Annotated in this window: 16 protein-coding genes; 14 read left to right on the top strand and 2 right to left on the bottom strand. The window is 47.5% G+C overall.

The window, feature by feature from the left end; translation table 11 throughout:
* Positions 1-97: 97 nt before the first annotated feature.
* The gene (locus ABIN22_RS13580) at positions 98-2,158 is read left to right on the top strand and encodes an efflux RND transporter permease subunit (protein WP_346909323.1); all 2,061 of its coding nucleotides are present in this window, start codon (positions 98-100) and stop codon (positions 2,156-2,158) included.
* Positions 2,155-4,101 (top strand): hypothetical protein, encoded by a 1,947-nt coding sequence (locus ABIN22_RS13575; protein ID WP_346909321.1) that lies wholly within the window; start codon positions 2,155-2,157, stop codon positions 4,099-4,101. Before ABIN22_RS13580 ends, ABIN22_RS13575 begins: the two co-directional genes overlap by 4 nt.
* A gap of 107 nt (positions 4,102-4,208) precedes the next feature.
* Here the strand turns inward: ABIN22_RS13575 and ABIN22_RS13570 are convergent, their stop codons facing one another.
* On the bottom strand, positions 4,209-5,546 hold the full coding sequence (locus ABIN22_RS13570) for an MFS transporter (protein WP_346909319.1): 1,338 nt from the start codon (positions 5,544-5,546) through the stop codon (positions 4,209-4,211).
* A 189-nt stretch (positions 5,547-5,735) separates the two neighbouring features.
* Between ABIN22_RS13570 and ABIN22_RS13565 the strand changes: the two genes are divergently transcribed.
* The 11 genes from ABIN22_RS13565 (at position 5,736) to ABIN22_RS13515 (ending at position 17,535) form a co-directional block, all read left to right on the top strand.
* The gene (locus ABIN22_RS13565; RefSeq protein ID WP_346909317.1) at positions 5,736-6,902 is read left to right on the top strand and encodes a lactonase family protein; all 1,167 of its coding nucleotides are present in this window, start codon (positions 5,736-5,738) and stop codon (positions 6,900-6,902) included.
* Between the two features lie 9 nt (positions 6,903-6,911).
* Positions 6,912-7,817: an MBL fold metallo-hydrolase gene (locus ABIN22_RS13560; RefSeq protein WP_346909315.1), complete on the top strand. Its 906-nt coding sequence runs from the start codon at positions 6,912-6,914 to the stop codon at positions 7,815-7,817.
* Positions 7,818-7,846: 29 nt separating this feature from the next.
* Positions 7,847-9,103: an alpha/beta fold hydrolase gene (locus tag ABIN22_RS13555; RefSeq protein ID WP_346909313.1), complete on the top strand. Its 1,257-nt coding sequence runs from the start codon at positions 7,847-7,849 to the stop codon at positions 9,101-9,103.
* Positions 9,104-9,196: 93 nt separating this feature from the next.
* Positions 9,197-10,087 carry a LysR family transcriptional regulator gene (locus tag ABIN22_RS13550; RefSeq protein WP_346909311.1) on the top strand — a complete coding sequence of 297 codons (891 nt, stop codon included), beginning with the start codon at positions 9,197-9,199 and terminating at the stop codon, positions 10,085-10,087.
* Between the two features lie 190 nt (positions 10,088-10,277).
* Entirely contained in the window at positions 10,278-10,979 is a 702-nt protein-coding gene (locus ABIN22_RS13545; RefSeq protein ID WP_346909309.1) for a hypothetical protein, read from the top strand.
* 48 nt (positions 10,980-11,027) lie between these two features.
* A complete protein-coding gene (locus tag ABIN22_RS13540) occupies positions 11,028-12,653 on the top strand; it encodes an ABC transporter substrate-binding protein (protein ID WP_346909307.1) in 1,626 nt (541 codons plus the stop codon).
* A gap of 58 nt (positions 12,654-12,711) precedes the next feature.
* A complete protein-coding gene (locus ABIN22_RS13535; protein ID WP_346909305.1) occupies positions 12,712-13,659 on the top strand; it encodes an ABC transporter permease in 948 nt (315 codons plus the stop codon).
* Positions 13,660-14,526 (top strand): ABC transporter permease, encoded by an 867-nt coding sequence (locus ABIN22_RS13530; protein WP_346909303.1) that lies wholly within the window; start codon positions 13,660-13,662, stop codon positions 14,524-14,526. It begins immediately after the preceding gene.
* A gap of 17 nt (positions 14,527-14,543) precedes the next feature.
* On the top strand, positions 14,544-15,527 hold the full coding sequence (locus ABIN22_RS13525; protein ID WP_109731027.1) for an ABC transporter ATP-binding protein: 984 nt from the start codon (positions 14,544-14,546) through the stop codon (positions 15,525-15,527).
* Positions 15,527-16,483 (top strand): ABC transporter ATP-binding protein, encoded by a 957-nt coding sequence (locus ABIN22_RS13520; RefSeq protein WP_346909301.1) that lies wholly within the window; start codon positions 15,527-15,529, stop codon positions 16,481-16,483. The genes ABIN22_RS13525 and ABIN22_RS13520 overlap by 1 nt, the downstream gene beginning before the upstream one ends.
* Before the next feature lie 11 nt (positions 16,484-16,494).
* Complete coding sequence (locus ABIN22_RS13515; protein WP_346909299.1) at positions 16,495-17,535, top strand: hypothetical protein; 1,041 nt, start codon at positions 16,495-16,497, stop codon at positions 17,533-17,535.
* Between the two features lie 71 nt (positions 17,536-17,606).
* On the opposite strand, the gene ABIN22_RS13510 is transcribed toward ABIN22_RS13515, so the two are convergent.
* Positions 17,607-18,047, bottom strand: a complete 441-nt coding sequence (locus ABIN22_RS13510; RefSeq protein WP_346909297.1) for a hypothetical protein — start codon at positions 18,045-18,047, stop codon at positions 17,607-17,609.
* 191 nt (positions 18,048-18,238) lie between these two features.
* On the opposite strand from ABIN22_RS13510, the gene ABIN22_RS13505 reads away from it, so the two are divergent.
* Positions 18,239-19,885 (top strand): glycoside hydrolase family 3 protein, encoded by a 1,647-nt coding sequence (locus ABIN22_RS13505; RefSeq protein ID WP_346909295.1) that lies wholly within the window; start codon positions 18,239-18,241, stop codon positions 19,883-19,885.
* The last annotated feature ends 17 nt before the right edge of the window (positions 19,886-19,902 follow it).

Genomic DNA, 19,902 nt, shown 5'->3' with positions numbered 1-19,902 from the left:
AACTAAAAGAGTAAAATTATATTAATATAAATAACTGAAAAATCAGAATATTTTGATTTCATAATTCATTGTATACGTCTGACCGGGAGGTGGTTGAATGGAACGGATAGCCCGCAAGGTGACGATACATAGGAAGCTGGTCGTGGGGATTTTCCTTGTGCTCACCTGCATATGCGCTGTTTTGATGACAAAGGTAAAGGTCAATTATACTTTAGCAGATTATCTGCCGGAAGATGCAGAATCTACGGTGGCCCTCAAGGTTATGGATAAGGAGTTCCATGCAGCAGTGCCGAACGAGCGGGTCATGATCTATGATGTCACTTTACCGGAGGCGCTGGAGTATAAAGAACAGCTCGAAGCAATTGACGGCGTGGATGCCGTGATGTGGCTGGATGATGTGGTAAACCTGAAGGAACCCCTTGAAACACAGGACAGAGATACGGTGCAGTCCTACTATAGGGACGGGAATGCGCTGTTTACAGTGACGGTACATAAGGGGAAAGAGATGGATGCCACCAATGCAGTCTATGAGCTGATTGGCGAAGAAAATGCTGTCGACGGAGACGCAGCCTCCAATGCATTCTCACAGAAAATCTCGGTGAAGGAATCGATGAACGCGATGATGATTCTGGTTCCCCTGATTATTGTGATTCTGCTGCTGACCTCATCTTCCTGGATTGAGCCGGTTCTCTTTCTTGCGACCATCGGGATCTCAGTCCTGATTAATATGGGAAGTAATTTCTTCCTCGGGGAAATCTCTTATATTACCCAGGCAATAAGCCCGATTCTCCAGATGGCGGTATCTCTGGACTACGCGATTTTCCTGCTTCATAACTTTGAAGAGCAACGTAAACTCACGGATGATGTGGAGAGTGCGATGGTAAAGGCGATGCATCTGGCATTTCCTTCGGTAGCGGCGAGTGCGGCAACTACTTTGTTCGGCTTTATGGCGCTGATGTTTATGCGCTTCAGGATCGGTTCAGATCTGGGATTGAACCTTGTAAAAGGCATAATCTTCAGTTATCTGTCGGTTATGGTGTTCCTGCCGGCGCTTACATTATTATGCTGTGGTCTGATTGACCGGACGAAACACAGGAAGCTTATTCCGGAACTGAAACGGGCAGGGGGTGTGCTGCTTAAGCTGCGGATACCGGCATTTATCGTTGTGCTTCTGCTGATTGTTCCATGCTACCTGGCGCAGGCCAGATCGAATTTCATCTATGGCATGGGGGAAGCCAATGCAGCCATGAAGCTGGGACAGGACAGCCGGAAAATCAACGAAGTATTCGGACAGTCGACGTCTGTCGTGCTGTTGGTGCCGAAGGGCGATATGGCTAAGGAACTTCTGCTGAGCAGGGAGTTGGAAAAGATGGACCATGTGAACAGTGTCGTTTCCTATGCGGTAAGTGTAGGCAGTACGATTCCGCCAGGGTATCTGGACAGCCGGATTTTAGATAACTTCTATTCGGAGCACTATGCACGGATTGTGGTCGATACGGATACAAAGGAGGAAGGGAAAGAAGCATTTGATCTGGTAAGCAAAATCAGGAAGACGGCAGGGAGCTATTACAGTGAGTACTATTCATGCGGTCAGAGCACGAATCTGTATGACATGAAGCAGGTCGTATCCAGTGATACGAAACTGGTAAATGGCATTGCAATTGCGGCGATTGCCCTCGTACTTTTCCTGACCTTTAAGTCACTGCTCATTCCGGTTATCCTTTTGTTCATTATAGAAGCAGCCATCTGGATTAACCTGTCGGTGCCATATTTTGCAGGGAATTCTCTTGTATACATCGGCTTCCTTGTCATCAATACGGTACAGCTGGGCGCAACCATAGACTATGCGATTTTTATTACCAGCAATTACATGAACCGCAGAAAGGAAATGGGGAAGAAAGAGGCAATAACGGGTGTGCTGAACCGGAACCTCATTGCAATCATGACTTCTGCGCTGATCCTCGCCTCCGCGGGGTTCTGCCTGAAACTGACCTCTTCCAACCCCATCGTAGCCGAGCTGGGACTGCTGCTGGGCCGGGGGACATTCCTTTCACTGGCGATGGTTGCCGTCATACTTCCTATGCTGCTGCTTCTGCTGGACAAGGCAATCGGGGCAGTAACGTACCACTGTACATTTTACCGGGAGGTGAAGAAATGAGAAAACATAGAACGGGGACAGGCAGATTCCTGTCCGCGATATCAATCCTGTTGTCTGCAGCACTCTGCATGACGGGCATGCAGGTGTATGCCGGGGAGCCCGCGCAGATTACGAAGGAAGAGGTAGTATATTCTTCAATGAAGCCGGACGGGCAGGTGAAGGAAATATACGTTGTAAATGCATTTGATATGCCTCAGGACGGCACAATTACGGACTATGGGGACTATGCCCTTCTGGAAAACCTGACGGATATGGGTGAACTTCATTATACAGGTGATAAAGTGAGTGTGGATGCCAGAAAGGGAAGATTTTATTATCAGGGGAATATGACTGGAAAAAATCTTCCGTGGGTAATAGAGATTACTTATACTCTGGACGGAAAAGCGGTCCCTGCGGAAAAACTTGGCGGCGCATCAGGGAAAATCGGAATCGAGATTGACACAAGGCAGAACCCGGAGGCGGATAAGATATTTTATGAAAAATATATGCTGCAGGTAACAATAACACTGGATACTTCTATCTGCCGTAATATAAAGGCAGAGGATGCGGTGCTGGCAAATGCCGGGTCAGATAAGCAGATCACGTTTACTGTCATGCCTGAGACTGCTGGAAAGATGCGGATCAGTACAGATGCGGATACATTTTCCATGAGTGGTATTTCTATAGCGGCCGTCCCATTTTCGGCGGGGGCGGACATGATTGATATCGGTGAAATCGACAGGCTTACAGACGGACTGAACCAGCTAAGCCAGGGGGTAACAGAACTGGACAGCGGGGCAAAACAGTTAAAAAACGGTGCGTCGGCCCTGCATGGAGGCACCGCGGAACTCAAAAGTGGTGTGAACGAGTTTAATCAGGGGATTGGCCGGCTGAAAGAAGGTGCCGAGAGTATCAGCAGCGGTGCAGGGCTTTTACAGTCAGGGTCGGGTGAGTTTAAGGAAGGTCTGAACCAGATGGCGTCCCTCTCCGATGAACTGCTTAACGGTTCCGGGGAAATCAATCAGGCACTACAGATGTTGAAAGCAGGGGTACAGGATCTTGGAAACCTTGATCTTACACCGCTGAAGGAGCTGCCCGGAGGACTGGACAGTCTGGCCGGTGCGCTGGAACAGGTGCAGACAGGATATGCCGGCCTGTTTCAGGTAATGGACCAGGTTATCGAACAGTACCCAATGCAGGATGTCACGGCAGAAGAATTATATGCGGCTTCGGAAGAACTGAAAGGAACATCTCCTGAGACACAGGCGGTGTTTGGGAAACTGGTAAACAACTATACAGCAGCTATGGCTGTAATCGGAACTTATCAGGGAATCAAACAAAATCTGGAACAGCTTCAGGGCGGGATGACAGAGATGGTGCAGAATCTGCGGGGAATGTCCACGCAGCTAGGAGCTTTGGATGGTATGGACCCGGAAGGCCTGAAAACGCTGTCTGATGGGATGACACAGCTTGCCGGCCAGTACGCCGGATTCCATGAGGGACTGTCCCAATATATGGACGGAGTAAAAAGCCTTGCAGGGGGATATGCAGAAATTCACAGCGGTATCGGCAGTCTGGCGGAAGGAACTGCAGGACTGTCAGGCGGTATCAGCCAGACAGCAGATGGTGCATCCGGCCTGCTTGGCGGTGTAAATAGTCTGGATGACGGGGCAAAGGAACTGTCGGACGGGGCGGCCCAGCTGTCAGGAGGGCTGGACACTCTGAATGAGTCCACGGCAAAGCTGCCGGAAGAAATCAGGAAAGGCATTGATGAAATGCTGGATAAATATACGAACAATGATTTTAAGCCGGTATCTTTTACATCTGTTAAAAACAGAAATGTCGGGGCGGTACAGTTCGTACTCTCTACAGAAGGGATCAGCAGGCCGGAGACTGAGAAGCCGGAGACAGAAGATACAAAAAAAGAAAGTGCATGGGAGAAGTTTATAAATCTTTTTCGGTAGGAGTGAAAAACATGAGTAGTCATAGATAGAATTTGTTATAAAAGTATATCTAATCAGTTAAAGTCCGGACTCCCGCCCGGACTTTTTTGTTTCATAGGATGTACATCCTATAAAGCATTTTCAACTGCGGACATTTCTTTATCTAAATGATAGAAATGCATTATAAAAATCGCGCCAGCGCATAGAGCAATAGGTATTACCAGGTAAACAGCCTCGATAGAATGTATGGCGGAGGGGGACTGCACAGACAGTTTTTGATTATACCCTCCGATTGAAAGAACAAATCCTGTCAGGGCGCCTCCGGTACTGGACGCAAGCTTTTCCATAAAAGTGGCGGCGGAGAAGGTGACTCCCTGTGTGCGGATTCCTGACTTGTATTCTCCATAATCGATCGCATCTGCAATCATAGCATATAAAAGTCCGGTTGCAAATCCATTTCCAAATCCCGAAATAAACATTCCTATATATAAAACAGGCACTTTGCTGCAGATCAGAATCAAAATCCTTCCAAGAATCCCCAGAAAAAATCCAAAGCATACAAGATTTCTTTTCGAAAATCTTCTGTTCAGGCGTGGTATGGTCAGCATTGCAATGACAGAAGCATAGTTCATGAGCGAAAGTGTAGACATCAGTGCGATGTTATGGACCTTGTATTTCAGATAGTACATGGCTCCGGAATTATAGACAGTCATATACACACTATGAAAAAACGTCAGCGCCATCAGGCAGTACAGTGGTACATTGCCCCTTAATCCGCGCAGGGAGTCCCTTACCCCCAGCTTCGCATGCGCCTGCTTCTCAGGCACAGTTTCCCGAATCATAGTATAACAGAATAACAGACAGGCACCGGCAAAAATTCCGTAGAGGGCAGCTGTCTTAAAATAGCCGGCCTTTTCATTTCCGCGGCCCAGATATGCAACTAATGGTATTGTGATGACAGAAGAGACGGCCCCGGCAAGCTGTCCAAAGACCATCCTCCAGGTGTTTACATTCGTGCGCTCCTGCTGGTCGTTAGTCATATTAGGCAAAATGGCGCCAAGAGGAATATTAACCGCTGTGGCTGCAATGCCATAACCGATATATGTGATGTAGGCAAATGCCAGTTTAAAGCCCCCGGACATGTCTGGAGAGAGAAAACACAGCGCTCCGAAAACTCCGAGAGGGACTGCATCGCCTAAAAACCAGGGACGGCATTTCCCCTTTCGGGAGTGTGTATTATCTACCAGATAACCGAAAAACGGATCATTGACCGCATCGAAAATTCTGGCAGCCAGAAACATAGTACCTACGGCTGCCGGATGAATGCCGGCCACGTCAGTATAAAAGTAGGTAAGATACGACATCTGAACCAGCCTTAGTAAAGTAGTTGATGCATCGCCCAGACCATATGCAGTTTTCGACAGGGCAGAAACCTTCGTTTGTTTGCCGGATTCCATGCTGCTCATACCTCCCCGGATGTGTCCGTTCAGGATTCTGAACGGTTACCTGTATTGTACTATATCCACAGGGTTTCCGGTACCTCATTTGACAATTTTGTGATTCATAATATGAATCAGGACTTGCAACTATTGGCTGATATATTTTCCTTTTCTTCGTGTATTCTGAAAAAAAGAAAAGAAAGGAGCAGCAGAATCATGGACAAGAATTTAGTATTTATGTATGTCAGTTCCTGGGCAGAGCACGGCGGTGTTCCGGGTCTGGGACTGTATACGTTTGATCAGCAAAACGGAGAGATCAGGTTTGTCAGGCAGATCAGTAATAAGGAGTCGTTTAACGGCTCATACATTGACAGCCGGAAAAACAAACTGTATGTGAACAACGAGGTCATGCATTTCATGGGTGCACCCTGTTCTTCCGGGCGTATTTTCATATATGATTTAGACCCCGTAAGCGGCGAAGCAAAGGAAAATATGAGACTTGTTACGGAGTGCCCCAATCCGGCTTATGTAACGGTAGATCCAACCGGGATGTATTTATTTGAGGCACATCATTCATTCCCAATGGGAGTAGCGGTTCATAGAAGAAGCGCGGACGGTACAATTGAGACAAAAGTGACTTATGCGGAGGCCGATCTGCAGGTATACAGCCTGAATGAAGCCGGGAATCCGGTGCGCCTGGTAGAAAATGTCAATCACGGGGACGAAACCGGAAAGAAGGAAGCACATCCGCACTGTGCGGTATTTTCGCCCTCCGGGAAGCTGATTGCAGTGGCAGACAAGGGAAATGGGTTTCTGTATCTGTATTCATTTGACTACAATCAAAAAAGGTTAAGACTGCTGAGCAGGACATTAACAGATACCGGGAATGCCTCTCCGCGATATGTCGTATTCCACCCGGAAAAACCGTATCTTTTTGTGAACCATGAGGCGTCATACGACGGCAAATGTTATGTGACGGCCTTTCGTTATGAGGAAGACGGAAATGTGGAAAAAATCTGTATAGAAAATGCACTGGACCAGAGTCTTCCCGTAAAGAAAACGACGAGGCTGGAGCAGCAGGGGTTTGTGATTGATCCCGATGGAAAGTACCTGTATACATTAATCAATGCGGCCGATGTCATCGCAGTGATGGCGATCGATCAGGAGAGCGGGGCATTAACACGGATTCAGAATCTTGGGGTGCCCGGGAACCGGCCGAGAGGGCTGGCGATTTCCCCGAATGGAAGGTATATCGTGTCAGCCTGCCTGGTCGGCGGTGAACTGACTTCCTACGAGATCGCAAAGGATGGTACGTTATCAGCCGCCTGCCAGGGGCCGGTACAGCCGGGGGCATCGTATATATCCTTTTACTGTCCGGAATAGGAGGCAAATATGAAAAGTGTAAAATTAATTGATTTTTCCAGCAGACATGATCAGTATATTCAGAATCCGGACGGCTCATTCAGCCATATGGATGAAGCATACTTTGAGTCGGTGAAAACAGCCCCGGGGACGTGGAGAATTCTCAGTTCAGGAGATTTCTCTTATCTTGTGGAGGGAGAAAATGAAGCGCTTGCAATTGATACGGGCTACGGGGCCGGAAATATCCGTGAATATATGCAGAGCCTTACCGAAAAACCAGTCAAATCAGTGGTGAATACCCATGATCATTTTGACCATACGGCGAATAACGGCTATTTTGAACAGACATTTATGTCGCAGGAGACAGGGCGTCTGGCGACGATTCCTTCCCCCAGCTTTGCGGGAATCACATTTCCGCAGGATTATAAGCGGATTATCATCAGGGAAGGATACATTTTTCATCTGGGGGAACGGGATCTGGAGGTTTTTGCGTTCCCGGACCATGCAGCCGGCAGCATTGTACTGCTGGACCGCCGGGAGAGGCTTCTGTTCTCCGGAGATGAGCTTACAGAAGGAGAAAAGCATCTGAACGGGGGGCTTACCTCTTTTGCGGAAAATTTAAGAAAACTTGCGGCACACCGCGGGGAGTTTGATACATTATGTGCAGGTCAGGGACACTTTGACGCAGCTGTCATTGACAGACTGCTGGCATGTGCGGAATACATTTTAGACGGACACGAGGGAAAAATTCCCCGCCCCCATAAGTTCAGGCTGCCGGAAATCACGGCACCTGACGGCAGCCGGGCCTATCACAGGCAGATGCCGCATCCTGAAGATATGCATTTTGACGGGGAAGGGGCAGATATGTCCTATCTGCGCCGGGTAGAATATGCAGGGACGAGTATCACGTATGACATTCGATTGAGAGAAAAATAAGAGAAAATGAAGACAGGAAGGAAATCATTATGAACAGTCAATATTATGAAATAAAAAATAAATATATACAACTAACCCACCGTCAGGGCGGTGTGGTCTATGAACCGGTCCGTCAGGAGGAACGTGCAGGCACGGGGATTGTACTGATGCATTCGGACGGAGACTACTATGGGTTCATTCCGGCGCCAGAGCTTGCTAAAAGAGGATTTACAGTGCTGGCATCCAATGTAGGGGAATCCAGGGGGCCTTTTGAGGATAAACTGGAGGATGTCGGGAGAGCCCTGGAATATATGCAGTCGTATGAGGGAATCCAGAGGACTGTGCTTCTGGGGCACAGTGGGGGCGCCACTCTGATGAGCGCATATCAGGCAGTTGCAGAGAACGGAGTCTCTATATTTCAGGATGAACACCGGATTGTGAAGATGAGAGACATGAAGAAGCTGCCAAAGGCGGATGCGGTGATGCTGCTGGATTCAAACTGGGGAAATGGCGTTATGACGCTGGTAAGTCTGGAGCCGGGGATTACAGCTCAGACATCAAGCCGCAGCCTGAAGCCCGGATTTGACCTGTTTGATCCGAAAAATGGATTTCATCCGGAGGGCTCCCGGTACTCCGATGAATTTGTTGCAAATTACCACAAAGCGCAGGAGGAACGCAACAACGCATTGATAGCATATGCTCTGGAGCGGCTGGAGAAGATTGAAGCAGGTGCCGGAGATTTTGATGACGATGAACCGTTTATTATTGCTGGCGGCTCACAGATTGCACCGAATAATAAACTGTTCCCGCAGGATATCCGGTATTTATCCCACACGCAGGAAAAATATGACTTAATCCATGCAGACGCAGCCGTAACAAATGAGGTGATCTGTTCTCTGAGAAGCCCGCACTTCGATAAGAATATGGTGACAATGAATAAATTCGCCACAGATATCACAACAATCCGTACATATTTGACCTGCTCCTGCGTCCGCACGAAGGGATTCGGATATGACAGCACCCATATGTCCGGTATTGACTGGGATTCCTCTTTCAGCTGCACGCCGGGAAATATCCGGCATGTGAGGGTCCCTCTTTTGATTATGGGGATGACGGGAAGCTATGAATTTCTGGCTGCGGAAGAAATATATAAGCAGGCACCGGGAAAGGATAAAACGATCGCATTTGTAGAAGGTGCATCTCATAATTTTACTCCGCAGGAGGACGCAAAGGGTTACCCGTTTGGAGATACGGTGAAGAACTGTTTTGACTACATTGCAGTCTGGCTGGATAAACTGGGGGCCTAGAGTGTAAATCTGCCTGTTGAAATACAGAAAGAGATTCTGGTATACTGGTATCAACAATGTGGTGGTTTTACGAAAGAGGGTAGAGGTTAGGGTATGGAGACAAAAAATATTCAGGACTTTCTGGCACTGGCAGAGCTGGGGAGCTCTTACGCCGCAGCAGAGAAGCTGTTTGTATCGCAGTCCACTCTGGTACGTCACATCCAGTCTTTTGAGGAGGAGTTTGGCATCACGCTGTTTGACAGGACAAGGACTGGCTTTGTGCTGAATGAGGCGGGCAAGACATTTCTTCCATATGCGAAAAAGATTGCATTTGCACAGCAGCAGTGCTATAAGGCACTGCACCATGAAGATGAGGAAAGTAATGTCATTAAGATTACGGCATTCGGCAAAATCATCGATCTGCTGATCGATTTTAAGAAGAAATATCCACAGTATACGCTGGAATATTATCATCCGGAGCATGCCGATATGAAGCTGCGTGAGGGACTTCTGGATGTTGTGTTTATGGCTGGGGCAGATAATCTGGATAATGAACTCGTGCTGTATCCTTTTATGAGCATCCGCATGCTTGCAGTTGTATATGATTCCCACCCTTTGGCAGACAGAGGCGCCGTGTCGCTCGAAGAACTGAAGGATGAGAAGTTCGTTGCCATGACAGAGGATGCCACATTCAGCGATATGTTTATGGAGTTTTTTAACAAGCTTGGATTTACACCTGACATTACGGCCACGGCACCGGTGGGGAATGATGTGCTTAAGATGGTAGAACAAAAGATTGGTATTGCGCTGATCCACGGAACACCAGAGTATGCTCCCAGCCGGCCGGGCCTGAAAATTCTGGATATTGTGCCAAATATAGAGTACAATATCGCTATGTGCTACCGCAATGACGGAAGTCTGTCCAAAGCGGCAGAATCATTTATCAGGTTTGCAAAGAAATGGAAGATAAACAATAAAGATATCAATCAAACACTATTAGAATAAAGATAGGCATATTATACAGAAGTCTGGTTTCACCAGGCTTCTTTTTTTGTGATATATAGAAAAAACTGCTGCACATAAAAATAAAATAAAGTAAAAATGCACAATGCGTTTTGCGCATCACAGCATCCAGATTGTGAAGTAACAAAAGCAGGAGACATATGGTAAATTCATTTTAGGGCAAGGAAACAGCATGAAAAATTCAGGTACGGGAGGGATTAATTTGGCGGATAAAAGGTGGATAAGCCATACAAACCGGAGACTGAGACAGAAGCTATATGAACGGGATGCAGATTTCAGAGGATTTCACAGCCATTCTTACCACAAGCATTTTGAGGATTACACGGAATATCGGAGAATGGGTGCCAATGGAAGGATGAAACTGGTTCGGGAATATACCGGTGTCTGGTACAGACAAAAGCTATCGCTGTGTCCGTATCTGCTGATACGAATCCTGTACGTACTATTGTCGGCAGATATGGTATTTATGCTGATTCAGGCAGGATGCAGGTTAGCCCCTACGGCCTGGTATCTGACAATCTCGGAATTCATGACTGTTCTTGTGCTGACAGCACTTAGTTATATACTGCTGATCAACTATGTGTTCGCTCCCAGGGCGATGACTGTCGGGCAATATAAAAGTGCATCCGTTTCTCTGGGCAGGATTTCGCTGGCCGCGGCAGGATGCTTTGCCGCGGATACGTTGTTTGTACTTCTGTCTTTTTTCCTGAGTCAGACAGGCTCGGGAAAAGGTACAGTTATGGCGGCGGCACAATTTCTTGCATGTGTGCTGTCCGCGCTTGCAATGTCCGTTATAGAGAGGCGGGTTCCTTACGAAGTGTGCGCTGCGGCAGAGCCACCCGGGGATGACGGGGTACAGATCACAGTGGATTAAACAGCCGTCTTGAGAAATCATTTATTCAATCAAAGGAGGAAAAATGAAATGAAGAAAAAAATGTTAGCTTTACTTTTGGCCGTGTCGATGACAGTTACGCTGGCAGCATGCGGTTCCATGACGAACAAGGGGGCAGACTCAAAAGGTTCAGGCACGTCTGCGGAAGCGGACAGTGGGGATGCAAAAAGCCACATTCTGGAGAACGGACGTTATGATAAGCTGGTCGTGGCAATCTCGGAAGATCCGCAGGATCTGGAAGGGGACGATGTCAATCTGGGATCAAGATATTACTGGATTTATGGCATTTATGAGTCTCTCTTTGACATGGCAGATGACAATTCCGGGGAGCTGGTCCCATGTATGGCAGAATCATACGAGCCTTCAGAGGACGGAACATCCTGGACAGTCAAGCTGCACAATGACATCACGGACTGGGAAGGAAATAATATTACGGCAAATGATGTGAAATATTGTTTTGAAAAAATTATTGCAGCCGGGCAGGCGATCCGCTTTGATTATTATGATTCCATCGAAGTAATTGATGACTATACCTTTAAAATGAACTGGAAGGAAGTGCCGCCGGCTATTTCAGAAATTGAATTTCCACTGGTACGAACCCTGATTTTTTCACAGAAGGCTTATGAAGACCACGGCGGGATGGCAACGACTCCGGTCGGGACAGGCTGCTATAAGGTGACGGACTTTGTGACCGGTTCCAAAGTTGTGATGGAAGCAAATGACGATTACTGGGGACTGAAGTATCAGGACCAGCTGACGGGACGCCACAAAGCTACGGTTCAGACGCTGGAACTGGATGTAGTAACAGAATCTTCAACGGCAGTTGTAGGATTGGAAAACGGAACACTGGATGTGTGCAGTTATGTGCCGCTTGCGGATGAAGAAAAGTTTACCTCTGATCCACGCTATAAAGTAGAAGAAGTCGTACAGGGCGATTACTGGTATATTGCTCCAAACGGGCAGCGAATGGGAGAGGATTTAAGAAAAGCGGTTTATTATGCAATAGACAATCAGGCTGTATCAACGGCAATGGGCGGACAGTATGTCCCATCCACATCCCTTGGCAATTCTGCATATGCAGATTATGATGAAGCCCTGGAATTAGACGGAACCTATATTACGGATTATGATGTGGACAAAGCAAAGGATTATCTGGATAAAGCCGGTTATAAAGGGGAAACACTGAAACTTATCTGCGTAAACAATGAGACGGCCACAGCGGCAGCGCAGATGATACAGGTGCTGCTAGAACAGGCTGGCATCAAGCTGGAGATCAATGCGGTAACAAATGACACCTATAATACAATGACAAGTCCAACGTATTCGGACCAGTGGGATATGATGATCAACACAATCGGAGGACCGAGCATGGTAGGCTCATGGCATCTGCTGATGGATAATGAAGTAAACAACGGGCTTACATTTTCACTGATTGAGGATTCGAAGCTTCAGGAACTGTATGAGACAGCGACTGCAGATGCAACCCATGATACGGAGCATATGCGCGAGGTTCTGGACTATGTAATTGATAAGGGATATCTGTATTCGATTGCAAATGTCAGTACCGCACTTGTCTATACGGCTAATATGGAAGAGATGTATTACCGCGAAGGATATTACACTCCGGGTGCAGCAAAATTTATTGGACAGGAATAATTCACTAATTCTGGCAGGCATATGCTTTCCGGGTTAGATAAAAAACAGGAGGAGTCCTATGTTTCGATATATTGTCAAAAGAATATTGATGATGATCGTCATTCTATGGTGCGCCGGTGTGGTAATATTTACGTTGACATATCTGGTTCCCGGAGATGTTGCAAGCCTGATGCTGGGAAAAGAAGCCACTGTAGAAGTAATTAATCAAAAACGAACGGTGCTTGGACTGGACCAGCCATATCTGGTCCAGCTGGGCAGATATATGTATGATACTTTTATACGATTAGATTTCGGGGATTCCTGGATATTCAGCAGCTCTGTCATGGCAGAGCTCGCGGTCCGGCTCCCGAGAACGCTGCTGATCGGACTTTCCGCTATGGTGCTGAACGTTGCGATCGGTACGCTCCTTGGCATATTTGCAGGAACACACGAGGGGAAATGGCAGGACTCTCTTGTGATGATTATTGCGATGGTGTTCATATCAGCTCCGGACTTTTTTGTGGCGCTGCTTTTGATCCTTTTGTTCTCCCTGAAGCTGGGGTGGCTCCCTGCATATGGCATTGAGAGTATGGCCTGCTATATTCTTCCGATCATCTCGTGTGCACTCGGCGGAATCGCAGTGAATGCAAGGCAGGCGCGCTCCAGTATGCTGGAGGTGATCCGGGCGGACTTTGTAACAACGGCCAGGGCTAAGGGACAGAAAGAAAAAGTGATCACGAGAAAGCATATGCTTCCAAATGCCATGATGCCGATTATAACAGGCGTAGGGGGCGGACTGGCTATGGTAGTTGCAGGTTCTCCCGTGATTGAATCTGTATTCTCAATCCCGGGTGTGGGCGCCTACATGCTTGCAGGCGTCAATCAGCACGATTATCCGGTGGTGCGGGCATGTGTTATCTTTTTTGCACTGTTCTGCTCCGTGGCAATCCTGATTATGGATCTGTGCTATGCCTTTCTTGATCCGAGGATCAAGGCCCAGTACAGCAAAGGAAAGAAGGTGAAGTAGATGGCAAAGACCAGAAAGGTACATAAACAGAGTCAGACGCTGGAATTCTTTCAGCGCATGACAAAGGCATTCAGTGCAAAACTCGGGATTATCCTTCTGGCACTCATTGTCCTGGTCTGTTTGGCCGGTCCGTTCTTTTCCCCATATGAAGTGAACGGCGTGGACCTGGCTAATATGTATTCCGGCCCATCCTCACAGCATCTGCTGGGATGCGATTCGATGGGGAGGGACTTGTTCACCCGTCTGATGTATGGAGGGCGGTATTCACTGGCACTGGGAATCTGTGCTTCATTATTCGGGGCGGCAGTGGGCGTCATCATCGGGTCTATCGGCGGATATTTTGGCGGCATGACCGAGACGGTTATTATGAGGCTGATGGATGTATGGTCAGCACTTCCGGGGACCATGCTTTGTATTCTTGTTTCCAGTGCAATGGGCTCAGGATTCTTCGCAACCGTGCTTGCCCTTACGGTGGGAGGCGTGCCGGGAACCGTCCGGATGATACGCGGCCAGATTCTGTCGGAGCGGTCCAGGGAATATATAGAAGCGGCCCAGTCTATTAACTGCAGTAATCTTTCTATTATGTTTAAGCATCTGCTTCCGAATGTCATACAGCCGATTATCGTGACTATGACAATGGGAATCGGCTCCTGCATCATTATGGCAGCCTCTCTTTCCTACATCGGATTGGGAATACAGCCGCCGAATCCGGAATGGGGCGCCATGCTTTCCGAAGGGCGCGCTTATATCAGGACGTATCCGCATCTGATACTGGTTCCGGGGATTATCATTGCTCTGGCGGTGTTTGCAATCAATCTGATGGGTGATGGCGTGCGCGATGCACTGGATCCAAAACTGAGAGACTGATAAAAGGAGGAGACAAGATGTCTGATCATAAAAAGGAAATATTCCTCTCTGTAAAAGACCTGAATGTGATTTATACGCAGTCCCATAAGGTAGTCCATGCTGTAAACGGTGTATCTTTTAGCGTGCCAAAAGGTACAACACTGGGGTTGGTAGGAGAGACCGGTGCAGGAAAGACGACGATAGCAAAATCAATTCTTCGGATTCTGCCTGATCCGCCCGCGAAAATACTAAGCGGGGAAATCTGGATGGATGGGGAGGAGCTGCTGAAAAAACCGGAAGAAGGAATGCTGGATGTCAGAGGACAAAAAATTGCTATGATATTTCAGGATCCTATGACAGCGTTAAATCCTTTGATGACGGTAGGCGACCAGATTCTGGAGGTTCTGCTTCTGCATAATAATTATGGCAGAGAGGAAGGCATGAAGCGTGCAGGTGAAATGCTGGAGACCGTAGGGATTCCGGCGGAAAGATATGGAGAGTATCCGCATCAGTTTTCCGGTGGCATGAAACAAAGGGTAGTGATTGCGATGGCGCTTGCATGTAACCCGGAGCTGCTTCTGGCAGATGAGCCGACGACAGCACTGGATGTTACGATACAGGCACAGGTACTGGATCTGATCAACCAATTGAAAGAGAAGTTCAGGACCTCCATGATTCTGATTACACACGATCTGGGCGTGATCGCCCAGACCTGTGATAATGTCGCAGTCATCTATGCAGGAAAAATCGTTGAAAAAGGCTCGAAAGAAGACTTGTTTGACCATCCCTCACATCCTTATACAAAGGGGCTGTTTGATTCACTGCCCAGTCTGGCAGGAGACGACGAGATGCTGCATCCGATTGCAGGCATGCCTCCGGACCCAACAAATCTGCCGCAGGGCTGTGCCTTTTCACCGCGCTGCCCTTATGCGTCAGAGGCCTGCAGGGAGGGTGACATTCCGATGCAGGAAATCTCACCGGGACATTTCTGCGCATGCATCAGGAAAGGGGGACTTAAGTGATGGGTGAAGAGTTTATAAAGGTAGAACATCTGAAAAAATACTTTAAGGTACCTGCCGGAACGAATCATGCGGTTGATGATGTCAGCTTTGCCATTCAAAAAGGTGAGACTCTGGGAGTCGTAGGAGAATCGGGATGTGGAAAGAGCACACTGGGGCGTACTTTGATCCATCTTTTAGAGGCAACAGACGGGAATATCTGTTTCAAGGGACAGGATATTACACATGTAAAAGGAAAAGAACTGAAAAAAATCAGAGAGAAGATGCAGATTGTATTTCAGGACCCTTATTCCAGCCTGAATCCGCGTCTGCGCATAGAAAATACAGTGATGGAGCCTTTAAAGCGTTCCGGACGCTTTCATTCGAAGGCAGAACTGAGGGAAGAGGCGAACCGGCTGATGGAGCTGGTAGGAATTGATGAACGTCTGCGGATGTCCTATCCCCACGAGCTGGACGGCGGACGCAGACAGAGGGTCTGTATTGCCCGTGCGCTGGCGCTCAATCCGGAATTTATTGTCTGTGACGAGCCTGTCTCCGCGCTGGACGTATCAATACAGGCGGCAGTGCTCAATCTGCTTAAAGAGTTGCAGCAGCAGATGGGGATGGCTTATATGTTTGTTACCCATGACTTATCGGTTGTGAGACATATTTCCGATAACATATGTGTGATGTACCTTGGACAGCTTGTGGAAAAAAGCAGTACGAAAGAGTTGTTTAGCAATACACTGCACCCCTATACAAAGGCACTGCTGTCAGCAATCCCTTCTACAGATATTCATCGTCCGATGCAGCGGATTCAGCTGAAGGGTGAAATTACAAGTCCAATTAACCCCCGGCCCGGATGCCGTTTTGCCTCACGCTGCCCGTATGTGCAGGAAAAATGCCATCAGCCGCAGATATTAGAGGAAGTATCACCAGGACACTTTGTATCTTGCTGCCGGAACAAAGAAATCGGATAAGGAGGCAGGCTATGAATGCAATTTCTGCTTTTGCAAATGGAACATTTGATCCCGGGGCATTCAATACGTCTGAGTATGGAATGAATGCTTTTGAAATGCAGTATGTCTATAAAAGCTATAAGGATGCACCGCTGCATCCTTATGTTTTAAAATACTGGAAAGCACGTGATGTGAAGAAGAAAATATACGATCTGGGGAATCATGGCAGGGTATATTCCGTCCTTTCCCCCCTTCAGGCAGAGATGGGGCGAAGCTATCCGGTTATCTACTGCTATCATGACAGCTCGGATGACATATTCTGTGCCGAGACTTATGGATATAGTGACCTGATTGCAAAGGAGAAGCTCATCTGCGTATATCCCGAGTACCATCTGAAAGAACTGAAAGGGTTGGAGGATGATTTCCGATATATCATGCATCAGTTAGAAGAAAACGGATATGCCGTTGACCGGGAACGGATCTACGTAACTGGTTTTGGCTATGGGGCATCGGCTTCGGCCAAACTGACAGTACGGTTAAAGGACAGGCTTGCAGGCACGGGCCTCGTATGTGGAGCACATATATTCAGAGGCAGTGAGCTCGCAGGAATTTTAAAGGAATCTGTGAAAGAATCCTGTCCGAGACAGGCTCTTATCTGCATCGGAGGAAAGATGGATGGGAAAAATATCTGGCCTCTGGAAGAGGAAGCGTATATCACTACATTTAATCAATGGATGCTGAAATTTGCACAGGCAGAAAACTATCAGCAAATCAGCCTCGCCAGATCTCAGGATATCTTCCATAACTCTGAGGACAGAGTAAAGCGTGAATTTGGTCTGGATTTTGATCATACGTGGATGGATTATATGGAGGGAACCTACTGGTACTGCGGACAGTATGAAAATGTATCGAAGGTGCCTGTGGCCAGATTTATCAGTGTAGAGGGACTTCCCCATATACATTGTAAAAATGTGGCTGTACAGGTATGGGAATATTTGAAACGATTCCGAAGAGACCCCGCTTTTGGGACATTGGAATACATACAGGAAAAAGAGACACAACAGCCGTTTTGAAAGGAAAAGGAGGAGCTGCCATAAAACAGCTCCTTCTTTTTATTTGGCTGTAAATGCCGGTAAAGCAGTGTTTAAATTGCTCCGGCCCTTTTCCAATACTTCCTAAGCTCCTCATATGCCGAGTAAGTAGTATCGGTATTTTCATAATTAAAAACAGCCGTTTTTTCCGCATCCTTTATCAGAATACAGGAGCCAGCTCTGGATGAGGCATAGGCCTGATATGTGCCAAGACGGTCACTGCACCACAGACCGTACATGTTACCGCCATTTGATGTACTGCCGTCCAGACATTTTCCGTAATCAGGTTCTTCTACGAATGAGATTTCCTGTACATTCTTCAGAAGAAATGTGGCGGAGTCAGATTCCCCACCGGAAAATGTGACGGAAAGGTCATTTTCTGAGAACTGCATGGAGGCACCGGGCTGGGAATAAAAGAAATAATATACGCTAATCAGTACAAGGACCGCCAGCAGAAAAAGGGTGTTGCGTTTTTTAAAATCTCCATGAAACATAAAATCTCCTCCTAAAAGTTTTCTCTTCTTATTTTGATTATAAATGTATATGAAGGAGAGAGCCCCTTATATTTTGCATTACAGAGACTGAAATGTGCATCATACAAACTTTTATTTCCTGTTTACAATATAAAGAAAGAAGGGCTGTATTTACAGTTCTGCGGAAGGGACGCAAGGAGGTAAAAATAAGGATGACAGAGAAAATCAATCTGGCAGGGAACCCGTTCTACTTAACGGGAGAGCAAATCAAGTGGGTAGAAGATGCTTATCAGAAACTTACTGTGAAACAAAAGATAGGACAATTGTTTTGTGTTATGGGGCAGGATTACAGTATTGAGGAGTTGACGAATATGGCTGCAGAGCAGGGAGTAGGAGCCGTGCTCTACCGTCCGGCCCCGTCAGGGGAAATCCGGGAGAACTATGCAAGGCTCGATGAGGCAGCCCCGGTACCGTTACTGAAAGCAGCCAACCTGGAAGAGGGTGGTGCGGGAGGAACTGCGGAGGGCACACTGTTCGGATGGCCGATGATGGTCGCAGCGACAGATGATTTGTCGATGGCGGAGAAATTTGCACAGGTCTGTGCGGCAGAGGGGCGGGAAATCGGTATAAACTGGACCTTCTCTCCGGTCTCGGACCTGGATCTGAATTTCAGGAATCCCATTACGAATGTCAGGTCCTATGGAAGCAGCCTAAAGCGCGTCATGGCGTTTACCGAGGTTTACATGAAGACAGTACAGGAATGCGGCGTGGCGGCATGTGCAAAACATTTTCCCGGGGACGGTGTCGATTTCAGAGATCATCATCTGCACCCTACTTATAATAGTCTTTCATCAGAAGAGTGGTATGCATCCTATGGAAGAATCTACCAAAACATGATAGACAAGGGACTTCTCAGTATCATGGCGGGCCATATTGTACAGCCGAATGTGGCAATGAGAAAAAATCCGGATCTTACCATCGGGCAGTGCCTGCCGGCATCACAGAGCAGGGAACTGCTGACGGGAGTTTTAAGGGAAGAGTTCCACTTTAACGGGGTGATAACGACCGATGCTACAATTATGGGTGGTTATTGTATGACGATGCCCCGGCGGGAAGCTATCGTGGCTTCCGTCATGGCGGGCAGTGATATGCTTGTTTTCAACACGGATTTTCAGGAGGATTATCAGTATATGATGGATGCCTTAGAAAGTGGTGCATTGACAGAAGAAAGACTGAATGAGGCTGTTCTGCGTGTCCTTGCATTAAAAGCAGCTGTGTGTCAAAGGGCATTTGTGCAGCCCGAGACAGATGCCCGCGGATGGCACAGAGAGTGTGCAGATAAGGCGGTGACACTGGTAAAGGATATCCAGCACATTCTGCCGGTGACAACAGATAAATACTCCGTGATTCGGCTGATTGTAATCGGAAAGGATGATATACGGGGAAAAAGTATGACTGCGACAGCCGTTTCCTATCTTGAACAGGAAGGCTTCAGGGTGGAGGTATACGAACCTCTCAGGGATGACCTCCACGGCAGTAAAGGTCTTCCCGGGGACAGGCTGACCCTGTATCTGGCGAACATGGAAACGGCGAGCAACCAGACAACGGTACGTATCGGGTGGTGTCCGAAGCATGCCCTCGAAATACCGCGCTTTGTTATGGAGGAGGATGCAATTTTTGTATCCTTTGCAAATCCTTACCACTTGCAGGATATCCCAAGAATCCGTACATATATCAATGCCTATACGGCAACCGAAGATAGCATTTATGCAGTACTCGATAAAATTATGGGAAAAAGTGAATTCAAAGGCGTGAGTCCGGTAGACGCATTCTGCGGGCTTGCGGATACGAGATTATAACAGTACAAATACCAAAA

This window comes from Faecalicatena orotica (assembly GCF_905197545.1).
GTDB classification, from domain to species: Bacteria; Bacillota; Clostridia; order Lachnospirales; family Lachnospiraceae; genus Faecalicatena_A; species Faecalicatena_A orotica.
Note: the sequence above shows the minus strand (reverse complement) of the source record. Positions and strands in the feature narration are given on the sequence as shown.